The sequence below is a fragment of the Arthrobacter crystallopoietes genome (genome assembly GCF_002849715.1).
Lineage (GTDB): Bacteria > Actinomycetota > Actinomycetes > Actinomycetales > Micrococcaceae > Crystallibacter > Crystallibacter crystallopoietes.
The window spans coordinates 4,238,037-4,258,289 of sequence record NZ_CP018863.1 but is presented as its reverse complement, the minus strand read 5'-3'; the positions used below and the strand labels follow the sequence as shown (position 1 = coordinate 4,258,289).

General features: G+C 63.1%; 14 protein-coding genes and 2 tRNA genes. 14 read left to right on the top strand and 2 right to left on the bottom strand.

Annotated elements, in window-relative coordinates:
• Positions 1-53: 53 nt before the first annotated feature.
• Positions 54-2,615 (bottom strand): aminopeptidase N, encoded by a 2,562-nt coding sequence (gene pepN, locus AC20117_RS19590; RefSeq protein WP_236777377.1) that lies wholly within the window; start codon positions 2,613-2,615, stop codon positions 54-56.
• Between the two features lie 254 nt (positions 2,616-2,869).
• On the opposite strand from pepN, the gene AC20117_RS19585 reads away from it, so the two are divergent.
• The 10 genes from AC20117_RS19585 (at position 2,870) to AC20117_RS19540 (ending at position 11,128) form a co-directional block, all read left to right on the top strand.
• Complete coding sequence (locus AC20117_RS19585) at positions 2,870-3,343, top strand: ribose-5-phosphate isomerase (RefSeq protein WP_074702138.1); 474 nt, start codon at positions 2,870-2,872, stop codon at positions 3,341-3,343.
• 5 nt (positions 3,344-3,348) lie between these two features.
• Complete coding sequence (locus tag AC20117_RS19580; RefSeq protein ID WP_074702139.1) at positions 3,349-4,236, top strand: Fpg/Nei family DNA glycosylase; 888 nt, start codon at positions 3,349-3,351, stop codon at positions 4,234-4,236.
• A gap of 64 nt (positions 4,237-4,300) precedes the next feature.
• Positions 4,301-4,371: transfer RNA gene (locus tag AC20117_RS19575), tRNA-Gly, on the top strand.
• Between the two features lie 111 nt (positions 4,372-4,482).
• Positions 4,483-4,555, top strand: a tRNA-Pro gene (locus AC20117_RS19570).
• Positions 4,556-4,609: 54 nt separating this feature from the next.
• Entirely contained in the window at positions 4,610-6,031 is a 1,422-nt protein-coding gene (gene tig / locus AC20117_RS19565; RefSeq protein ID WP_074702140.1) for a trigger factor, read from the top strand.
• A 252-nt stretch (positions 6,032-6,283) separates the two neighbouring features.
• Positions 6,284-6,883: an ATP-dependent Clp protease proteolytic subunit gene (locus tag AC20117_RS19560; protein ID WP_074703386.1), complete on the top strand. Its 600-nt coding sequence runs from the start codon at positions 6,284-6,286 to the stop codon at positions 6,881-6,883.
• 51 nt (positions 6,884-6,934) lie between these two features.
• Positions 6,935-7,609 (top strand): ATP-dependent Clp protease proteolytic subunit, encoded by a 675-nt coding sequence (locus AC20117_RS19555; protein ID WP_074702141.1) that lies wholly within the window; start codon positions 6,935-6,937, stop codon positions 7,607-7,609.
• 206 nt (positions 7,610-7,815) lie between these two features.
• Complete coding sequence (gene clpX / locus AC20117_RS19550; protein WP_074702142.1) at positions 7,816-9,108, top strand: ATP-dependent Clp protease ATP-binding subunit ClpX; 1,293 nt, start codon at positions 7,816-7,818, stop codon at positions 9,106-9,108.
• 51 nt (positions 9,109-9,159) lie between these two features.
• Entirely contained in the window at positions 9,160-10,452 is a 1,293-nt protein-coding gene (gene clpX / locus AC20117_RS19545) for an ATP-dependent Clp protease ATP-binding subunit ClpX (protein ID WP_074702144.1), read from the top strand.
• 55 nt (positions 10,453-10,507) lie between these two features.
• Positions 10,508-11,128 carry a mycothiol-dependent nitroreductase Rv2466c family protein gene (locus AC20117_RS19540; RefSeq protein ID WP_074702146.1) on the top strand — a complete coding sequence of 207 codons (621 nt, stop codon included), beginning with the start codon at positions 10,508-10,510 and terminating at the stop codon, positions 11,126-11,128.
• 281 nt (positions 11,129-11,409) lie between these two features.
• Here the strand turns inward: AC20117_RS19540 and valS are convergent, their stop codons facing one another.
• Complete coding sequence (gene valS / locus AC20117_RS19535; protein WP_101632757.1) at positions 11,410-14,043, bottom strand: valine--tRNA ligase; 2,634 nt, start codon at positions 14,041-14,043, stop codon at positions 11,410-11,412.
• A gap of 102 nt (positions 14,044-14,145) precedes the next feature.
• Between valS and AC20117_RS19530 the strand changes: the two genes are divergently transcribed.
• The 4 genes from AC20117_RS19530 (at position 14,146) to AC20117_RS19515 (ending at position 20,250) form a co-directional block, all read left to right on the top strand.
• Positions 14,146-14,505 (top strand): DUF488 domain-containing protein, encoded by a 360-nt coding sequence (locus tag AC20117_RS19530; protein ID WP_170837966.1) that lies wholly within the window; start codon positions 14,146-14,148, stop codon positions 14,503-14,505.
• A gap of 18 nt (positions 14,506-14,523) precedes the next feature.
• Positions 14,524-15,267 carry an SDR family oxidoreductase gene (locus AC20117_RS19525; RefSeq protein ID WP_074702147.1) on the top strand — a complete coding sequence of 248 codons (744 nt, stop codon included), beginning with the start codon at positions 14,524-14,526 and terminating at the stop codon, positions 15,265-15,267.
• A gap of 346 nt (positions 15,268-15,613) precedes the next feature.
• Positions 15,614-18,901 carry an isoleucine--tRNA ligase gene (ileS, locus tag AC20117_RS19520; protein ID WP_418202229.1) on the top strand — a complete coding sequence of 1,096 codons (3,288 nt, stop codon included), beginning with the start codon at positions 15,614-15,616 and terminating at the stop codon, positions 18,899-18,901.
• A complete protein-coding gene (locus tag AC20117_RS19515; protein ID WP_074702150.1) occupies positions 18,898-20,250 on the top strand; it encodes a bifunctional folylpolyglutamate synthase/dihydrofolate synthase in 1,353 nt (450 codons plus the stop codon). The genes ileS and AC20117_RS19515 overlap by 4 nt, the downstream gene beginning before the upstream one ends.
• Positions 20,251-20,253: the final 3 nt, after the last annotated feature.

Genomic DNA, 20,253 nt, shown 5'->3' with positions numbered 1-20,253 from the left:
TCCCCGCAGGCATCTCCTAGGCGCGACCGTCGGGGGACGGTCTTTCGCCGTCGTTACTTGTCGGCGGCCTGGGCCTTCAGCGCCCGCACAATTCCATCGCGGCTCTCCAGCACCAGGCGCCGCAGCGCCGGCGAGTCCGCGCCGAGCGCCGCCAGGAACTCGTCGGTGAGGTCCACGGTGGACTGCGTGGCCAGCTGCGAGGGGTAGAGCCCCACCACAATCTGCTGCGCGATCTCATGCGTGCGGGTGTTCCAGATGTCCTCGACCGCGGCAAAGTACGCAGCAGCGTAGGGCTCCAGCAGGGCAGTGTCGTGGACCCGGTTGAAACCGGCGATGACGGACTGCTGGGTGGCGTTGGGCAGATCGCCGCGAACGACGACGGCGTCCCAGGCTGCCGCTTTCGCGTCGGCTGTGGGGATGGCCGCCTTGGCCAGGGCTGCGGCGCGTTGGCCGGTGGCCGTGGCGTCGCGCTCGAGTTCGGCGTCGATCTCCGGCTGACCGAATTCGCCGCCGGCCACCAGCGACGTCAGCAGCTCCCAGCGCAGGTCCGCGTCGACGGTAAGGCCGTCCAGGACGCGCTCGCCGGAGAGGAGCGAAGCCACTGCGTCGAGCTGGGCATCGGTCTGGGCATGCAGTGCGAAGGCCTTGACGAACTGCAGCTGCGCGTCGGAGCCGGCCTCGGCGTTTTGGCTGAGTTCCCACAGATGGTCAGCCGCAGCGAGGGTCAGGCGCTTGCGGTCCGCCGGGTTGACGTAGAAGGCCAGCGTGGTTGCCAGCTGCCGCAGCAGTACCAGCACCACCGAGGAATCGGACTCATAGGCGATGTTGTTCAGGATCAGCTCCGCGTACTCCCGTGCAGGGGTTTCGCCGTCGCGGGTAGCGTCCCAGGCGGAGGCGAGCACCAGGGTCCGCGGCAGGGATTCCGTGAAGTCCTTCACATGGACCTTCGACGTCGCGAGGGAGACCTCGTCCAGCCGGATCTTGGCGTAGGCCAGATCATCGTCGTTCAGGAGCACCAGCGCAGGCCGTTCGAGGCCGGCGAGTTCGGGCACCTCCGTGTGCTCGCCGTCGACGTCGAGTTCCTCGCGGTGGGTGCGTACCAGCCTGCCTTCGGCATCGAGGTTGTAGAAGCCGACGGCGAGCCGGTGCGGCCGAATGGTCGGGAACTCGGGCACCGCGGACTGGAGAATCGCGAACGAGGTGATCTTGCCGCCGTCGTCCGTTGTGATTTCCGGACGCAACGTATTGACGCCAGCGGTCTCCAGCCACAGCGCGGACCATTCCTTCAAGTCGCGGCCGCTGGAAACTTCAAGCTCCGAGAGCAGGTCCTCCAGCTCGGTGTTCTGCCAGGCATGCTTGGCGAAGTATTCGCGCACGCCGGCCATGAACTGCTCCTGGCCGACCCAGGCCACGAGCTGGCGCAGGACGGAAGCGCCCTTGGCATAGGTGATGCCGTCGAAGTTGACCTGCACCGCCTGCAGATCCGGGATATCCGCGACGATGGGGTGTGTGGAGGGCAGCTGGTCCTGCCGGTAGGCCCAGGACTTCTCCATCGAGGCGAAGGTGGTCCAGGCCTGCTTCCACTCGGTGGCCTCCGCGGCAGCCAGCGTGGACATGAACTCGGCAAAAGACTCGTTCAGCCACAGGTCGTTCCACCAGCGCATGGTCACCAGGTCCCCGAACCACATGTGCGCCAGCTCGTGCAGGATGGTGATGGCCCGGCGCTCCACCATGGCCTCGGCGACCTTGGACCGGAAGACATAGTTCTCCAGGAAGGTCACAGCGCCCGCGTTCTCCATCGCGCCGGCGTTGAACTCGGGGACGAAGAGTTGGTCGTACTTGGCGAACGGGTAGGTGGTGTCGAACTGCTTTTCATAGAACGCGAAGCCCTGGCGCGTGAGTTCGAAGATGTTCTCCGCGTCCATGTACTGCATCAGCGACTTGCGGGCGAAGACGCCCAGCGGGACGGTGCGGCCATCGGAGCTGGTGAGCTCGCTGCGCACCGACTGGTACGGGCCGGCGATGAGCGCGGTGATGTAGGAGGAGATGCGCGGGGTCGGCTCGAAGTCCCAGGTGGAGGCACCATTGCCTTCCCCGATGGCCCCTGCAGCGACGGGCTCGGGGGTGGGGGAGTTGGAGATGACGTCCCAGTGCGACGGCGCAGTTACCGTGAACCGGAAGGCAGCCTTCAGATCCGGTTGCTCAAAGACGGCGAACATGCGGCGGGAATCGGGCACCTCGAACTGGCTGTAGAGGTAGACCTCGTTGTCCACCGGGTCCACGAAGCGGTGGAGCCCCTCGCCGGTGTTCATAAACAGCGCGTCCGCGTCAATGGTGAGGACGTTGGACGCCGCCAGGTTGGGCAGCTGGATGCGGACGCCGTCGGAAACCTCCGCAGGGTCCAAGTCCACACCGTTAAGCGTTACGGAGCGCACCGTCTCCGTGATGGCGTCGATAAAAGTTGACGCACCCGCCGTTGCCGAGAACTTCACAACGGTCGTGGAGCCGAAGACCTTCTCGCCCCGGGTCAGGTCCAGGGTGACGTCGTAGGACTCGACGTTGAGCAATGCGGCGCGCTCGCGGGCTTCGGCGCGGGTCAGATTCAAACCTGGCAAAGTGATGCCTCCAGTGTCGTAGCGGGTCCCGGCGGGGACGGTGCGGAGTGCAGGGGCGCTGTCTGAAAGGACCCTTGCACAGTGCGGCCATTCTTTCACCGCGCCCGCGGATGTACAGCACCGGCGTGATGCGATGAAGGAAAAGTTGCCGTTCTGTTGCGTCGCCGGTCCGGGCCTGGCCGCCAGCAAGCACATTGGTTCAGAGTAGGCTTGAAGCCGTCATTCTTCCGCCCCTCCCGCCTGAAGGACCATATATGCGCGTTCACATTGCCACCGACCACGCCGGACTCGAGCTGAGCCACCACCTGATCGACCATCTGACCGGCAAAGGCTACGAGGTCATCGACCACGGCCCCAAGGAATACGACGCCGAGGACGACTACCCGTCGTTCTGCATCAACGCGGCGCTCGCAGTAGTGGCAGACCAGGCCGCAGGCCAGGACGCCCTCGGCATCGTGCTGGGCGGATCCGGCAACGGCGAGCAGATTGCCGCCAACAAGGTCAAGGGCGCCCGCGCGGCGCTGGCCTGGAACCTGGATACGGCAAAACTGGCGCGCGAGCACAACGATGCGAACGTCGTCGCGGTGGGCGGCCGCCAGCATAGCGTCGACGAGGCTACCGAGATCATCGAAGCGTTCCTGGCCGAGCCGTTTTCCAACGCCGAACGCCACGTGCGGCGGATCGGCAAGATCGCCGCGTACGAAACCACCGGCGAAGTCCCAGCCTAAAGCACATGCCTGAAGGCCACTCGGTCCACCGCCTCGCCGCACAGTTCAATTCCGTCTTCGGCGGTCAGCGCCTGGCCGTAAGCAGCCCGCAAGGCCGTTTCGCTGCCGGCGCGGAGCGGGTCAACGGACACATCCTGGAAGCTGCCCGCGCGCACGGCAAGCAACTTTTCCTGCACTTCGACAACGAGCTGATTCTGCGCGTCCACCTGGGTCTCTACGGCGCCTGGGACTTCGGCGGCGACCAGACCTTCCGCGGCGCCTCCAGCATTGGTGCCCCGCGCCGGGTAGGGGAGCGTGAAGCGTTCGACGACGATCCCGGCCTTGCGTACGACGGCCCGCCGGAGCCGGTGGGCCAGGTCCGCGCCAGGCTTGTGTCAGCCCACGGCTGGGCGGATTTGCGCGGGCCGACGGCCTGCGAAGTGATCACCGAAGGCGAGCGGTCCGCCGTCGTCGCCAAACTGGGACCGGACCCGCTGCAGCCAAATGCCGGCCCGGACGAGTTTGTCCAGCGGCTGACCTCCAAAGGCTCCGCGGTGGGCACACTGTTGATGAGCCAGGACGTCATCGCCGGTGTCGGCAACATCTACCGGGCCGAGACGCTGTTCCGCCGCGGGCTGAATCCCTGGCGGCCGGGCAAAAGCCTGTCTACCGAGGAGGCGGCGCTGCTGTGGGAGGACATTGCCCTGGTCATGCGCGACGGTGTCCGGGACGGGCGGATCATCACTACGCGTGCCGAACACCGTGATGACCGCGGGCTGCCGGTGTGGCCGGACAACGCGCACTATGTCTATCAGCGCCAGGGGATCGGCTGCCGCGTCTGCGGCACTGATGTCGTGCTGGCGGAGATGGGAAACCGCAAGCTCTACTGGTGTCCGGGCTGCCAGCAGGCCTGAATGGGGCGTCGGGCCTGCCGATTTGCGAAACAGGTCTGTGGTCATGCTAGAGTTTCAACGTCCTGGGGATGTAGCTCAATGGTAGAGCCTCAGTCTTCCAAACTGATTACGCGGGTTCGATTCCCGTCATCCCCTCTGCGATGAGACGGGCCGGCAGCGGTCCGTCTTTTTCGTTAAGGCGGCAGAGTTTTTGCCGCCGCCGATTGTGCACGGAGTCTGCTTAGGCCGTAGACTTGCCGTGCACTACGGGGCGTAGCGTAGTGGCTAGCGCGCCTGCTTTGGGAGCAGGAGATCGCAGGTTCGAGTCCTGTCGCCCCGACTCTGTATTCTTGGTGCAGATCCAACCCCTATAGCTATCAGGAGTTCTAACGCTGTGAAGAGCGCTGTCGAAAACCTCACCCCCACCCGGGTCAAGCTCAATGTTGAGGTTCCCTTTGAGGAACTCAAGCCCAGCATTGACGAGGCCTACAAGACAATCGGCTCCCAGATCCAGGTGCCTGGCTTCCGCAAGGGCAAGGTTCCCTCCAAGCTCATCGATCAGCGGGTTGGACGCGGCTATGTCATCGAGACGGCCATCAACGAGGGCCTGAACGGTTTCTACCAGAACGCTGTGCAGGAGAGCGGTATCCGCCCCCTGAGCCGCCCCGAGGTTGAGATCACCGAGGTCCCGGACCCGGCTGCCACCGAAGGCCAGCTGTCCTTCCATGTCGAGGTGGACATCCGCCCCGAAATCGAGCTGCCGGAGTATTCCGGCCTCGAGGTCACCGTGGAAGCTGCCGAAGCCAGCGACGCCGACGTCGAAAAGGCCTTGGACGACCTGCGCGGCCGGTTCGGCACGCTGAAGTCTGTCGACCGTCCCGCCGCCCAGGATGATTTCATCACCATCGACCTCACCGCCAAGGTGAACGGCGAAGAGGTTGATTCCGCAGCGGATCTGTCCTACCAGGTCGGCGCCGGAACCATGCTCGAGGGCATGGACGAAGCCGTAACCGGCCTGAGCGCCGACGAAGACGCCACCTTCATGACCACGCTGGCCGGTGGCGAGCACGCCGGTGAAGAAGCCGAGGTCAAGGTTGTCATCAAGGCCGTCAAGGAGCGCGAGCTGCCGGAGGCAAACGATGACTTTGCCCAGCTGGCCAGCGAATTCGACACCATTGCCGAGCTGAAGGAAGACCTGGCAAAGCAGGCTGCCGACAGCAAGGTCATGGAGCAGGGCGTCGAAGCACGCGACAAGGTGCTGGACAAGCTGATGGAACTCGTTGAGGTTCCCGTTCCCGAATCCGTAATTGAAGAGCAGCTCGAGCAGCACTTCCGCCCGGAGAACAGCGACGGCAGCGAAGAGCACGACACCGAAGAGCACCGCGCTGAAGTTCGCCAGAACACCGAGCGTGCCTTCCAGAACGAAATCATCCTCGACGCCGTGGCGGACAAGGAAGAGGTCGGCGTCAGCCAGGCAGAGCTGATCGACTACATCGTTTCCTCCGCCAGCCAGTACGGCATGGATCCGAACCAGTTCGCACAGCTCATCGACCAGAGCGGCCAGGTGCCGATGATGGTTTCCGAGGTTCGCCGCCGCAAGGCCCTGGCGAAGGTGCTGGAGCTGGCCAAGGTTACCGACACCAACGGTGCCGAGGTCGACCTCAGCGACTTCGTCCGCCCCGCCGGTGAGGAAGAGCCGAACGTTGAGGACATGATCGCAGCTGCGCAGGCAGAAGCCGCACAGGCTGAGGAAGCCCCGGCAGAGGCTGCGTCCGAGGAGAGCGCGGACGACAGCGCTGCCGAGTCCAAGGCCTAAACAGCAAAGTTCCATGGCGGCCGCCTGCCCCTCACGGGGTGGGCGGTTGCCGCGTTTAAACACCGGCCTGCAACGTCCCGGCGCGCTGATGCGCCGTCAGCGAACAGCCCGTAAATAAGGCAGAAACGGGCACCGATCCGCGTTAGTGTCCAAGAAGGAAAAAGAACCTGGGGACTGCACCGGCCACCGGTGCAGCCTGTGGGGACAAGCGAGAGGTATTTCAGAATGTCCAGTGAATCAACCACTCCGAAGATGGCCACCGTCGACCCGGCCACCCGGGAAGACTACATCTACAACCGCCTGCTGAAGGAACGCATTATCTGGCTTGGCTCGGAAGTGCGGGACGAGAACGCCAATGCCATCTGTTCCCAGCTGCTGCTGCTTTCGGCCGAGGATCCTGACAAGGACATCTACCTCTACATCAACTCGCCCGGCGGCTCGGTGACGGCAGGCATGGCCATTTATGACACCATCCAGTTCATTCCGAACGATGTCGTCACGGTCGCCACCGGCCTGGCAGCTTCCATGGGCCAGTTCCTGCTGTCCTCGGGAACGAAGGGCAAGCGCTACGCCACTCCGCACGCGCGCATCCTGATGCACCAGCCCTCCGGCGGCATCGGCGGTACCGCGTCCGACATCAAGATCCAGGCCGAGCTGATTCTGCACATGAAGCGGGTCATGGCGGAGCTGACCGCGGAGCAGACCGGGCAGAGCGTGGACCAGATCCTCAAGGACAATGACCGCGACAAGTGGTTTACCGCCGAGGAAGGCCTCGAGTACGGCTTCTTCGACAAGATCTCGGCCCACGCCGGCGGCGTTACCGGCGGCGGCGGAACTTCACAGGATTCATGATCGCAGGTTCTGCGACACGGCCCTACGATCATTAGAAGCAGGAGAATCACGATGAACCACAATTTTGCTGCCGCTGCCGGCGGCCACGCAGCCAACCTTCCGACCAGCCGCTACGTGCTGCCGCAGTTCGAGGAGCGCACGCCTTACGGCTTCAAGCGCCAGGACCCCTACACCAAGCTCTTCGAGGACCGGATCATCTTCCTCGGTGTGCAGGTGGACGATGCCTCGGCAGACGACGTCATGGCGCAGCTGCTGGTCCTGGAATCCACGGATCCGGACCGCGACATCACGCTGTACATCAACTCGCCCGGCGGCTCCTTCACCGCGATGACGGCAATCTACGACACCATGCAGTACATCCGTCCCGAGATCCAGACCGTGTGCCTCGGACAAGCGGCCAGTGCGGCCGCCGTGCTGCTGGCTGCTGGTACCCCGGGCAAGCGCCTGGCGTTGCCGAACGCGCGGGTGCTGATCCATCAGCCGGCACTCGGCGGCGGTGAGCGCGGGCAGGCTTCTGACCTGGAGATCCAGGCAGCCGAGGTCATGCGTATGCGCACCTGGCTCGAAGACACACTGGCGCTGCACAGCGGCAGGACCTCGGACCAGGTCAACGTTGACATCGAGCGTGACAAGATCCTGACGGCCGAGGACGCACTGTCCTACGGCCTGATCGATCAGGTCCTCGATTCGCGCAAGATCCACAAGCCGGCCATCAACAAGGCCTAATGATTGTGTACCGGCAATTTCATTGCTGATCCACCGAGCCCGTGGTGCTTAACATGGCACCACGGGCTCTGTGGTTACTGAAACTGTCAGCCAAGTGATTTAGAGTGGAAGCTAGTCAGCCGCCTTCATTCGTCTGAGCATGGGAGCTCCGCACGCCGCTCCCGGGCGTTGACCGATTCCAGTAGGACCAAGTAAGGGGACTGAATATGGCTCGCATTGGTGAGAGCGCTGACCTGCTCAAGTGCTCCTTCTGCGGCAAAAGCCAGAAACAAGTCCGGAAGCTGATCGCTGGCCCCGGCGTCTATATCTGTGACGAATGCATTGAGCTCTGCAACGAGATCATCGAAGAGGAGCTCTCCGAGGTCTCGGACCTCGGTTCCTTCGAGCTGCCCAAGCCGCGTGAAATATTCGATTTCCTGCAGGAATACGTTATCGGACAGGAACCGGCAAAGCGGGCACTGGCTGTTGCCGTTTACAACCACTACAAGCGCATCCAGTCGGGGCACGCGCCCAAGAGCTCAGCGAACCTCGCGGACACCAGTCCGCTGGATGACGTTGAGGTCGGCAAGTCCAACATTCTGCTGATCGGTCCTACCGGTTGCGGCAAGACCTATCTGGCCCAAACGCTGGCACGCCGGCTCAACGTTCCCTTTGCCGTCGCAGATGCAACTGCCTTGACCGAAGCCGGCTACGTCGGGGAAGACGTCGAGAACATTCTGCTCAAGCTCATCCAAGCCGCTGACTATGACGTCAAGAAGGCCGAGCAGGGCATCATCTACATTGACGAGATCGACAAGATCTCACGCAAGAGCGAGAACCCCTCCATCACCCGCGACGTTTCCGGTGAAGGTGTCCAGCAGGCACTGCTGAAAATCCTTGAGGGAACCGTAGCCTCCGTGCCTCCCCAGGGCGGCCGGAAGCACCCGCATCAGGAATTCATCCAGATTGACACCACCAATGTGCTGTTCATTGTGGCCGGAGCCTTCGCCGGGCTGGAGGAAATCATCGGTTCACGCGCCGGACGCAAGGGCATCGGGTTCGGCGCCCCGTTGAGCGACGCCAGCAAGGACGCTGACAGTTACGGCGAAGTCATGCCGGAAGACTTGCTGAAGTTCGGCTTGATCCCCGAATTCATCGGCCGGCTGCCGGTGATCACTACGGTGTCGAACCTTGACCGTACCGCGCTGATCCAGATCCTCACCGAACCCAAGAATGCACTGATTAAGCAGTATCAGAAAATGTTCCAACTGGACGGTGTTGAACTCTCCTTCGAACCGGAGGCCCTGGAGGCCGTCGCCCAGCTTGCGCTGGAACGGGGGACAGGTGCCCGTGGACTACGGGCCATTGTCGAGGAAGCTCTGCAGCCGGTGATGTTCGACCTGCCCAGCCGCGAAGACATCGCTTCCGTGGTGATTACCGCCGATGTGGTGAACGGCAAGGGGGAGCCCTCCCTCATTTCCCACGACGTGGTTGCCAAGCGACGGAACAAGTCCGCCTGACCGGAACGGGCGCCGCACAATCCAGACAGACGACCAGGTAGAGGACGGAATATGGCCCGCATTGGTGGAAACGGCGACCTGCTCAAATGCTCTTTCTGCGCCAAAAGCCAGAAACAGGTCCGAAAGCTGGTCGCGGGCCACGGGGTCTACATCTGTGACGAATGCATCGAGCTGTGCAACGAGATGCTTGCGGAAGAATTTTCGGTAGCAGCCGAGCCTGCCGCCTTCGAACTACCCAAACCGCGGGAGATCTTCGAGTTCCTGCAGGAATACGTCATCGGGCAAGAGCCTGCCAAGCGCGCCCTGGCTGTTGCGGTCTACAACCACTACAAACGTACCCAGCCGGCTCCGGTATCCGAAGCTTCTCCTGATTCCGCCGACATCGGCCCACTGGCCGACGTCGAGGTTGGCAAATCCAATATCCTGCTGGTGGGTCCCACGGGCTGCGGCAAGACTTTTCTCGCGCAGACCTTGGCACGCAGGCTCAACGTTCCGTTCGCGATAGCCGATGCGACGGCCCTGACCGAGGCCGGCTACGTTGGCGAAGACGTCGAGAACATTCTGCTCAAGCTTCTGCAGGCCGCTGACTACGATGTCAAGAAGGCCGAGCAGGGGATCATCTACATTGACGAGATCGACAAGATCTCGCGCAAGAGCGAGAACCCTTCCATCACCCGCGACGTTTCCGGTGAAGGTGTCCAGCAAGCGCTGCTGAAGATCCTCGAGGGGACCGTAGCCTCCGTTCCGCCGCAGGGCGGCAAGAAACAATCGCAGCAAGAAGCCATCCAGATCGATACGACCAACGTGCTCTTTATCGTGGCAGGCGCCTTCGCCGGACTCGAGGAAATCGTTGACGGCAGGTCCGGAGGCAAGGGAGTCGGCTTTGGCGCCGCACTGCGCGAGGTTTCGACGGACGGGGACAGCCAAGGACAGGTCATGCCGGAGGATTTGCTCAAGTTCGGGCTGATACCGGAATTCATCGGACGCCTGCCGGTGATCACCACGGTATCGAAACTGGACCGTCCGGCGTTGATGCAGATCCTGACAGAGCCGAAGAACGCACTGATCAAGCAGTACCAGAAGATGTTCCAACTCGACGGTGTGGAACTTTCGTTCGAGCCGGAGGCCCTCGAAACGGTAGCGGAACTCGCGCTCGAACGGGGGACAGGTGCCCGCGGACTGCGGGCCATTGTCGAGGAAGCGCTGCAGCCGGTGATGTTCGAGATACCGAGCCGGCAGGATATCGCTTCCGTGGTCATTACCGGCGACGTCATCAGGGGCGAAGGCTACCCCATCCTGATCCCGCAGGACGTTGCTGCCCTGCGCCGGAACAAATCCGCCTGATTCCGGGTTGGGCATTTTAGTACCACAACTGTTTCCACAATAAGGAGTTCTGAGTATGTCCGAAAACAACTCACCATCGACCGTTGATTTCTGGTTCGACCCGGCATGCCCGTTCGCATGGATCACCTCACGCTGGATGCTTGAGGTGGAAAAGGTCCGTGAGGTTAAAGTGGACTGGCACGTCATGAGCCTGGCAGTACTGAACGATGGCAGGGATGAGTTGCCCGAGAACTACAAGGAATTCCTGAAAACTGCCTGGGGTCCGGTCCGCGTCATCATTGCCGCCCGGGAACTGCACGGTGCCGACTACGTTAAGCGGCTGTACGACGCCATGGGAACGCGTATCCACAATGAAGGCAACAAGGACATCGAATCTGTCATAGCGGCATCGCTGGCGGAAGTGGGCCTGCCGGCGGATCTGGCAGGATTCGCCACTTCCGACGAGTATGACGAGGAGTTGCGTGCCAGCCATGAGGAAGGCATCAGCCTGGTAGGCGACGAAGTCGGAACCCCGGTAGTCGCTTTCAACGGAACCGCCTTCTTCGGACCGGTACTGACCCGGATTCCCCGCGGAGATACGGCCGGGCGGATCTTCGATGGCGCAGTCGCGCTGGCGGAATTCCCGTACTTCTACGAGATCAAGCGCTCCCGCACGACCAGTCCCGAGTTCAACTAAGGCAACGACACGCTGGAGATTTAGCGGAAAAAATTTCGCAAACTCTGGCGTGTCGGCTTGCAGGGGAGTATAAATATTTATACGCATCCCCCAAAAGATGCGGGAACGAACACCAAAGATTCAGAGACAAGTTGAATGGACTCAGTTCCACCAACTGCCAGCCAGTGACAAGGCTTGGAAGACCTGGAGTTCTGCGGAGTTCGGGAGATTCTGAATGTCACTATATGAATCATCGAGTCGAAGCCCCACCAACGGCTAAACGCTGATGGGGCTTCCCCTCGTTAATGGCTGGTTACGCCGGGCTCTTCAGCTGGGGCGAGTTCGACGCCGGAGACTGTTAATTCACCGTCCGCTTCCGTGAGCTTCAGCTCGTTGGCGTTGCCTGCCGCCTTCAGATCGCCCAGACCGGCTTCAAGCTGTGCCACCTGCTTCGCGGATCCGCTGATCAACGCAGTCACGACCTCGGTACGCTGCTTGACCTTGGCCTCGGACTTTGCTTTGCGGATGCCGCCGAGCGCCAGGCCGACTGTGCCGAGCAAATCCTTGTCGGCGTCCACGGCGATACCGGACAGCGCCGCCGTCGTCGGCCATTCGGTGCGGTGGACGGAGCCGGCGCGCCACCATCCCCACACTTCCTCAGTGGCGAACGGCAGGAAGGGTGCGAAGAGTCGCAGCAGGGCGTCCAGGGTTGTGGCCAGCGTCGCCAGCACACTTGCCTGCTCCGCTTCACCGGCACCGCCGTAGGCACGGTCCTTGATGAGCTCGACATAGTCGTCGGTGAAGGACCAGAAGAAGCTCTCGCTGATCTGGAGCGCCCGGGCGTAGTCGTACTTCTCGAATGCCGCGGTAGCCTGCTCGACCACATCGGACAGTTGGCCCAGCAGCGACTTGTCCAGCGGGTTGGTGATCACAGATGCATCGGAGGAAATGATCGACGTTTCGGTGGCCCCCAGATTCAGCACAAACTTGGAGGCGTTGAGCAGCTTGATGGCCAGCCTGCGGCCGATCTTCATCTGCGCGATTTCGTAGGCCGTGTCCGCACCCAGCTTGGCCGAAGCGGCCCAATAGCGCACCGCATCGGCGCCAAACTGCTCAAGGACATCCGTAGGAACCACGACGTTGCCCTTGGACTTGGACATCTTCTTGCGGTCCGGGTCCAGGATCCAGCCGGAGATTGCGGCATGCTTCCACGGTGCGCAGTTATTGAGCGCGTCCGCGCGCACTGCTGTGGAGAAGAGCCAGGTGCGGATGATGTCATGGCCCTGCGGACGCAGGTCGAACGGAAAGACCTTGCCGAAGAACTCTTCGTCGCGGCTCCACTTGCCTACGATCTGAGGCGTCAGCGAGGACGTGGCCCAGGTGTCCAATACATCGGCGTCTCCGGTAAAGCCGCCGGGAACGTCGCGCTGTGATTCGTCGTAACCCGGGGCTGGTTCCGCGGCGGGATCCACCGGCAGCATCTCGTCCGCGGGCAGCACCGGATTGTCGTAATCCGGATTCCCCGCGGAGTCCAAGGGGTACCAGACCGGGATCGGAACGCCGAAGAAACGCTGGCGGGAGACCAGCCAGTCACCGTTGAGGCCTTCGATCCAGTTTTCGTAGCGGGAGCGCATGAAGGCCGGATGGAACTCGATGTCCCGGCCACGGCCGATCAGCCGTTCCCGGCGTTCGGCGTCGCGTCCGCCGTTGCGGATGTACCACTGGCGGGACGTGACGACCTCGAGCGGCTTGTCGCCCTTTTCGTAGAAGTTGACCGGATGGGACATCTTCTTCGGCTCGCCGTCCAGTTCTCCGGCAGCGCCCAACAGTTCGACGACTTTCTCCTTGGCGGAGAAGACAGTCTTGCCGGCGATCTCGGCGTAATTGGCCTTGCCCTCGTCAGAAGTGATCCATTCCGGAGTTTCGGCGGCGATGCGGCCGTCCCGTCCGACAATGGCCCGGGTAGGCAACTGCAGTTCACGCCACCAGGTGACGTCGGTGAGATCGCCGAAAGTACAGACCATGGCAATGCCGGCGCCCTTGTCCGGCTTGGCCAGCGGGTGGGCCTTGACCTCTACTTCGACGCCGAACAACGGGGATTTCACCTTCGTGCCGAACAGCGGCTGGTAGCGCTCGTCGTCCGGATGGGGAACGAGGGCCACGCAAGCGGCCAGCAGCTCGGGCCGGGTGGTTTCGATGTGGATCTTTTCGCCGGCCGGCGTTTCGAAGGCGTAACGGTAGTATGCACCGGGCATGTCCCGGTCTTCGAGTTCCGCCTGGGCAACCGCAGTGCGGAACGTGACGTCCCACAGCGTCGGAGCTTCGGCCATATAGGCGTCGCCGGCGGTCAGATTCGCCAGGAAGGCGCGCTGGGAGACGGCGCGGGAAACATCGTCGATGGTCCGGTAGGTCAGTTCCCAGTCGACGGACAGGCCGAGCGTGCTGAAGAGGTTTTCGAAGACCTTTTCGTCCTCGACGGCCAGCTCCTCGCAGAGCTCGATGAAGTTCCGCCGGGACACGACGTCGAAATCACGCTGGTTCTTTGCGGGCTTGGCCGGTGGCTGGTAATCGGGGTTGTACGGCACGGACGGGTCGCAGCGGACACCGTAGAAATTCTGCACGCGGCGTTCGGTGGGCAGGCCATTGTCATCCCAGCCCATCGGATAGAAAACGTTCTTGCCCTGCATGCGCTGGAAGCGGGCCAGAACGTCGGTCTGCGTGTAGGAGAACATGTGGCCCACATGCAGCGAACCCGACGCGGTCGGCGGGGGAGTGTCGATCGAGTAGACCTGTTCCCGGGTGGTGTCCGGATTGAACTTGTAGGTTCCTTCCTCGCGCCACCGCTGGGTGAGGACAGCCTCGAGGCCCTCGAGGGCCGGCTTGTCGGGGACGTTTACGGTTGCGGGCGTGTCTGTGCCCGGTTCATGTTCAGCCATGGGGTCATTCTCCCATGACCGCGCGAACGGATTCATATCCGCGGTCCGGCCCCTGCCGGTAGGCTCCTGCCGGGAGGGCGCTGTCCGGCGTAGCATGCGGCTATGGGAAGCATCCGGATCAAACGCATCTACGAAGAAGCCGAACCAGCGGACGGATACCGCGTGCTGGTGGACCGGCTGTGGCCCCGGGGCATCAAGAAGGAAGACGCGCACATCGACCTATGGCTCAAAGACGTCGGTCCCTCCGACGGGCTCCGCAAAGAGTTCGGCCACGATCCGGAGAAATTCGATGATTTTGCCCAGGCCTACCGCAAGGAGCTACGGCAGTCAGATGCTGTCCAAGTCCTGATCGACGCTGCCGGAAAACATGACCGGATGACCTTGCTCTTCGGCGCCAAGGACAAGGAGCACAACCAAGCGGCTGTGTTAAACGAGTACTTAATAGCGAAATTGCGCTCCTGACATGCTTACGCTGGTCCTGTGACCAAACGTGCAGTAGTAACCGGGGCAAGTTCAGGCATCGGCGAGGCATCAGTAAGGGCGCTGTGTGCCAGTGGCTGGGACGTGATCGCTGTTGCGCGCAGAGCGGAGCGGCTCGAAGACCTGGCCGCCGAAACCGGGGCCACCGCTTATGCCGCCGACATTACCGATGCTGCCTCCGTGGACCGACTGGTCAAGAATGTGCTGGCAACCGGCAGTGTCGATGCGCTGGTCAATATCGCCGGTGGCGCCTTCGGTGCGGATTCGATGCTTGACGCCAAGCTGGCCGACTGGGAGCAGATGTACAACGTTAACGTCCTCGGTACGCTGCGCATGATCCAGGGATTCCTCCCGGCCCTGCGCGAGAACGGGGAAGGTTCCGTGCTGCTGCTGACGTCGACGGCGGGACTGGCGGCCTACGAAAACGGCGGCGGATACGTGGCGGCCAAGTTCGCAGAGCATTCGATGGCGAACACCCTGCGGCTCGAAGAAGCAGAACACAACGTGCGCGTGATCGAGATCGCCCCGGGTCTGGTCCGCACCGAGGAGTTCTCGCTCAACCGGCTCGGCGGGGACCGGGCCGCGGCGGACAAGGTCTACCAGGGCGTGGACAAGCCGCTTGTCGCCGCTGATGTAGCCGACGTCGTCGCCTATTCGCTGAATCTGCCGCATCACGTCAATCTGGACCAAATAGTCATCCGGCCGGTCGCGCAGGCAGCGGCACACAAGCTGATCCGGCGCTGAACCCGACACCAGGCCGCCGATGTTTCGACATTGGAGGCCGCAGCCATCTAAACTGGAAGGCAACAGCTTGGACCCGGCCATCACCGGTGAGCTTCCGGAAGAAAAGTGCCCGCCAACCGGTGCGGCGCCCAGTAGAACCGGACGGGTAAGCCCGTCACAGCAGTGAATGAGGGGCTGTCCCTCCAGGTTCCGCGAGGAGCCCGGGGAGGTCAGCAAGTGAGGTGGTACCGCGGGTTCCGCTCCCGGCCGCCGGGCTAGTTGAGACAACTGGCACGGCTGCTTGGTTCAGAGCACGTCCTCGCAGGAAGTGTCCACGCTTGCTAGCTGTCTTTCCAGGATGACGAATATGCCCCAGATTTATCCCAAGGCCACCACCGCCGGCGCAGCCGCTGCCCAGAGTTCCCCGAAATTCCCGGAGATCGAGGAACTGGTGCTCAAGTACTGGAAAGAAGACGGCACCTTCCAGGCCTCGATCGACCAGCGCGACGCCGGCGAAAACGGCGCCAACGAATTCGTCTTCTACGACGGCCCGCCCTTTGCCAACGGCCTGCCGCACTACGGCCACCTGCTGACCGGCTATGTCAAGGACATTGTCGGCCGGTACCAGACCCAGCGCGGCAAGCGGGTTGAACGCCGGTTCGGCTGGGACACGCACGGCCTGCCCGCCGAGCTGGAGGCCATGAAGCAGCTCGGCATGACCGACAAGCAGCAGATCGAAACCATGGGCATCGACAAGTTCAACGATGCCTGCCGCACCTCGGTGATGAAGTATGCCAGCGAATGGCAGGCCTACGTGACCCGCCAGGCCCGCTGGGTGGACTTCGAGAACGACTACAAGACTCTCAATGTGGAATACATGGAGTCCGTCATCTGGGCGTTCAAGCAGCTGCACGAAAAGGGCTTGACCTACAGCGGCTACCGTGTGCTGCCCTACTGCTGGAAGGACGAGACGCCGCTGTCCAACCATGAGCTCCGCATGGACGACGACGTCTACAAGAACCGCCAGGACCAGACGGTCACCGTGACCTTCCCGATCGTCGCGGGTGACAGCGCGCTCGGCCGCGAGCTGGCCGGCGTCAACGCCCTGGCCTGGACCACTACGCCCTGGACCCTGCCCACCAACCAGGCCCTCGCCGTCGGGCCTGAAATCATCTACGCCGTGGTCCCCGTCGGCCCCAACGGCAGCACCGCCGCGGGGGATAAGTTCCTCATCGCGCAGGACCTGCTGGGCAGCTACGCCAAGGACCTGGGGTACGACGACGGCGCTGCCGCTGCCGACGCTGTCACCGCCACCTACACCGGCACCCAGCTGGATGGCCTGCAGTACGAACCGCTGTGGGATTACTACACAGACGCCGAAAAGTGGGGCACCGGGACGTCCTGGCGCTTCGTCGTGGCGGACTACGTGACCACCACGGACGGTACCGGTTTGGTGCACCAGGCTCCGGCCTACGGTGAAGATGACCAGAGGGTCTGCGAAGCCCACGGCATCCCCGTCATCGTTTCCGTGGACGAAGGCGCCAAGTTCCTGCCCTACTTCAGCGAGGGCCCGCTCTCTGAGATCGCCGGGCTGCAGGTCTTCGAGGCCAACAAGCCGATCACCCGCGTCCTCAAGGCCCAGGGCCGGCTGGTCCGCCAGGCCAGCTTCGAGCACAGCTACCCGCACTGCTGGCGCTGCCGCAACCCGCTGATCTACCGCGCCATCTCGTCCTGGTACGTCGAGGTCACCAAGATCAAGGACCGGATGGTCGAGCTGAACCAGCAGATCAACTGGATCCCGGACAACGTCAAGGACGGACAGTTCGGCAAGTGGCTGGAAAACGCCCGCGACTGGTCCATCAGCCGCAACCGGTACTGGGGCAGCCCCATTCCGGTCTGGGAATCGGACAACCCGGACTACCCGCGCCAGGATGTCTACGGTTCGCTGGCCGAGATTGAAGCCGACTTCGGCCGGCTGCCGTTGAACGAGGCGGGCGAGCCGGACCTGCACCGGCCGTTCATCGACGAACTCACCCGGCCCAATCCGGACGACCCCACCGGCAAGTCCACCATGCGCCGCGTGGAGGATGTGCTGGACGTCTGGTTCGACTCGGGTTCGATGCCGTACGCCCAGGTCCACTACCCGCACGAAAACCAGGACTGGTTCGAGCACCACAATCCGGGTGACTTCATCGTCGAGTACATTGGCCAGACCCGCGGCTGGTTTTACACGCTGCACATCCTGGCTACCGCACTCTTCGACCGGCCGGCGTTCCGCAACGTGATCAGCCACGGCATTGTGCTCGGTTCGGACGGGCAGAAAATGTCCAAGAGCCTGCACAATTACCCGGATGTCTCCGAGGTGCTGGACCGCGACGGCTCCGACGCCATGCGCTGGTTCCTGATGTCCTCGCCGATCCTGCGCGGCGGCAACCTCATCGTCACCGAACAGGGCATTCGCGACGGTGTCCGCCAGGTCATCCTGCCGCTGTGGAACGTATGGCACTTCTTCAAGCTCTACACCAACACCGCGGACAACGGCGCAGGCTACGAGGCGAAGTCCGTTGCCGGCGACACTGCCCGCATTGAGTCCCTGGACTCCCTGGACCAGTACATCCTGGCCCACACCGGCGACCTGATCCGCTCCATCACGGAGAGCCTGGACAGCTACGACGTCTCCGGAGCCTGCGACGCGCTGCGCGAGTACCTGGACACGCTGACCAACTGGTACGTGCGACGCAGCCGCCAGCGGTTCTTCGACGAGGACCAGGACGCATTCGACGTGCTCTTCACCTGCCTCGAAGCGGTGTGCCGTTCCGCGGCGTCGCTCCTTCCCCTGGTGACGGAGGAAATCTGGCGCGGCCTCACCGGAGGCCGCTCGGTGCACCTTGCCGAATGGCCCGACGCCGGCATGTTCCCCGCCAGGGAGGATCTGGTCACCCGGATGGAAAGCACCCGGATCATCTGCTCCGCGGGTTCCAGCCTGCGCAAGGCCGCGAACCTGCGGGTGCGGTTGCCGCTGTCCGAACTGACCGTCGTCGCCGCCGGTGCCGAAGAGCTGGCCGGCGGATACGAGGACATCATCAAGGACGAACTGAACATCAAGTCCGTCCGACTGGTCGACGCCGGTACCGCTTCCCCCGAGGAGTTCGGCATCGAGCAGAAGCTTGTGGTCAATGCCCGGGCCGCCGGCCCGCGGCTGGGCAAGGATGTCCAGACCGCCATCAAGGCGTCCAAATCCGGTGATTGGTCCGTGGACGACGCCGGTGCGGTCACCGCCGGCGGACTGGAACTCCAGCCGCAGGAATACACGCTGGAAACCGTCGTGACGGACAGCGCCGGCGGAGGATCTGCCTCGGTCGCGGTACTGCCCGGCGGCGGTTTCGTGGTGCTCAATACCGAAGTGACTCCGGATTTGGAAGCCGAGGGCGTGGCGCGCGACTTTGTCCGTACCATCCAGCAAGCCCGCAAGGACGCCGATCTGGTGGTCAGCGACAGGATCCGCACCACGGTCAGCGCGGAACAGGCGGTGCTGGATGCCCTGGGCACCCATGAGTCGCTGGTCTCCGAAGAAACGCTGACCGTCGAGCTGGTGCTGGTGCCTTCGGACAACGGCCAGAATGTCACTGTCGAGAAGGTCGAGGGAAAATCATGAGCGACGAATTCGGCGTAGAGAGTGTCTACGCAGAACTGCTCAGCCGTGCTCCGGAAAACAAGATGGAGCCACGGATGGAGCCCCTTTACCGGGCGATGGAGATCCTGGGGGAGCCGAACAAGGCATTCGCCAGCATCCACCTGACCGGCACCAACGGCAAGACGTCCACGGCCCGGATTATCGAAGCGGGACTGCGCGCCCATGGTCTGCGGACCGGGCGCTACACCAGCCCGCATCTGACCAAGGTGACCGAGCGGATCAGCATAGACGGCGAGCCGGTCAAGGATGAGACCTTCGTGCGCATTTGGGATGAAATCCGTCCCTACCTCGAAATCGTCGATACCGAACTGGCTGCTGCGAGCGAGCCGCGGCTGACTTACTTCGAGTGCGTCACCATTCTGGCCATCGCCGTTTTTGCGGACGAACCGGTCGAGGTGGCGGTCATCGAAGTGGGCCTTGGTGGCATCACGGACGCCACCAACGTGATCGATGGCCAGGTTTCCGTCATCACGCCGATCTCGCTGGACCACACAGACCTGCTGGGGGAGACCACCGAAGAGATCGCGTTGGAGAAAGCCGGGATCATCAAGCCGGGCAGTTTCCTGGTCAGCGCGGCCCAGCCGGCCGATGCGGCACAGGTGCTGCTGGAGAAAGCCCGGGACGTGGGCGTGCCGTTCCGGTTCGAAGGAGTCGAATTCGGCGTCGAGTCCCGGCTCATGGCCGTCGGCGGCCAGCAGCTGACCATCGCCGGTCTGGCTGGACGCTACGAAGACCTGCTGTTGCCGCTGCACGGGGCGCACCAGGCGCAGAATGCTGCAGTCGCCGTGGCGGCCCTTGAGGCGTTCCTGGGCGGCGGTGTGAAGGAGCTGAACATCGAACTGCTGCGCGAGGGGTTCAGCCAGGTCACCTCGCCGGGCCGCCTCGAAGTGGTCCGGACCGCGCCCACCGTGATTGTCGATGCCGCCCACAACCCGGACGGCATGCGCGCGACGGCCGCCGCGGTGAAAGAGGCCTTCAACCTCTCGCGGCTGGTGCCGATCGTTGGTGTGCTGCAGGAAAAGGACGCCATCGGCCTGCTTGAGCAGCTGAAGGAACACCTGGGCGAACTGGTGGACGAGATCTGCGTGACGGCGTCCAATTCGCCGCGTGCCATCCCGGCTGAGCAGTTGGCGGAGGATGCAATGGCCGCCGGCTTTGCCGAAGATTCCATCCACGTGGCCCAGAAGCTGGACGACGCGATCGAATGGGCAGTGGAACGGGCCGAAGCACAGAACGATCTCGCCGGCGGAGTCCTGATCACGGGGTCCATCACCTTGGTCGCCGATGCACGCATACTGCTGGGGAAATAACAC

Coding starts and splice junctions, on each gene's coding strand:
- AC20117_RS19540 (WP_074702146.1), top strand. CDS start 10,508: ATGTCCGAAAACAACTCACCATCGACCGTTGATTTCTGGTTCGACCCG.
- AC20117_RS19555 (WP_074702141.1), top strand. CDS start 6,935: ATGAACCACAATTTTGCTGCCGCTGCCGGCGGCCACGCAGCCAACCTT.
- valS (WP_101632757.1), bottom strand. CDS start 14,043: ATGGCTGAACATGAACCGGGCACAGACACGCCCGCAACCGTAAACGTC.
- ileS (WP_418202229.1), top strand. CDS start 15,614: ATGCCCCAGATTTATCCCAAGGCCACCACCGCCGGCGCAGCCGCTGCC.
- clpX (WP_074702142.1), top strand. CDS start 7,816: ATGGCTCGCATTGGTGAGAGCGCTGACCTGCTCAAGTGCTCCTTCTGC.
- AC20117_RS19560 (WP_074703386.1), top strand. CDS start 6,284: ATGGCCACCGTCGACCCGGCCACCCGGGAAGACTACATCTACAACCGC.
- AC20117_RS19530 (WP_170837966.1), top strand. CDS start 14,146: ATGGGAAGCATCCGGATCAAACGCATCTACGAAGAAGCCGAACCAGCG.
- AC20117_RS19585 (WP_074702138.1), top strand. CDS start 2,870: ATGCGCGTTCACATTGCCACCGACCACGCCGGACTCGAGCTGAGCCAC.
- AC20117_RS19515 (WP_074702150.1), top strand. CDS start 18,898: ATGAGCGACGAATTCGGCGTAGAGAGTGTCTACGCAGAACTGCTCAGC.
- AC20117_RS19580 (WP_074702139.1), top strand. CDS start 3,349: ATGCCTGAAGGCCACTCGGTCCACCGCCTCGCCGCACAGTTCAATTCC.
- clpX (WP_074702144.1), top strand. CDS start 9,160: ATGGCCCGCATTGGTGGAAACGGCGACCTGCTCAAATGCTCTTTCTGC.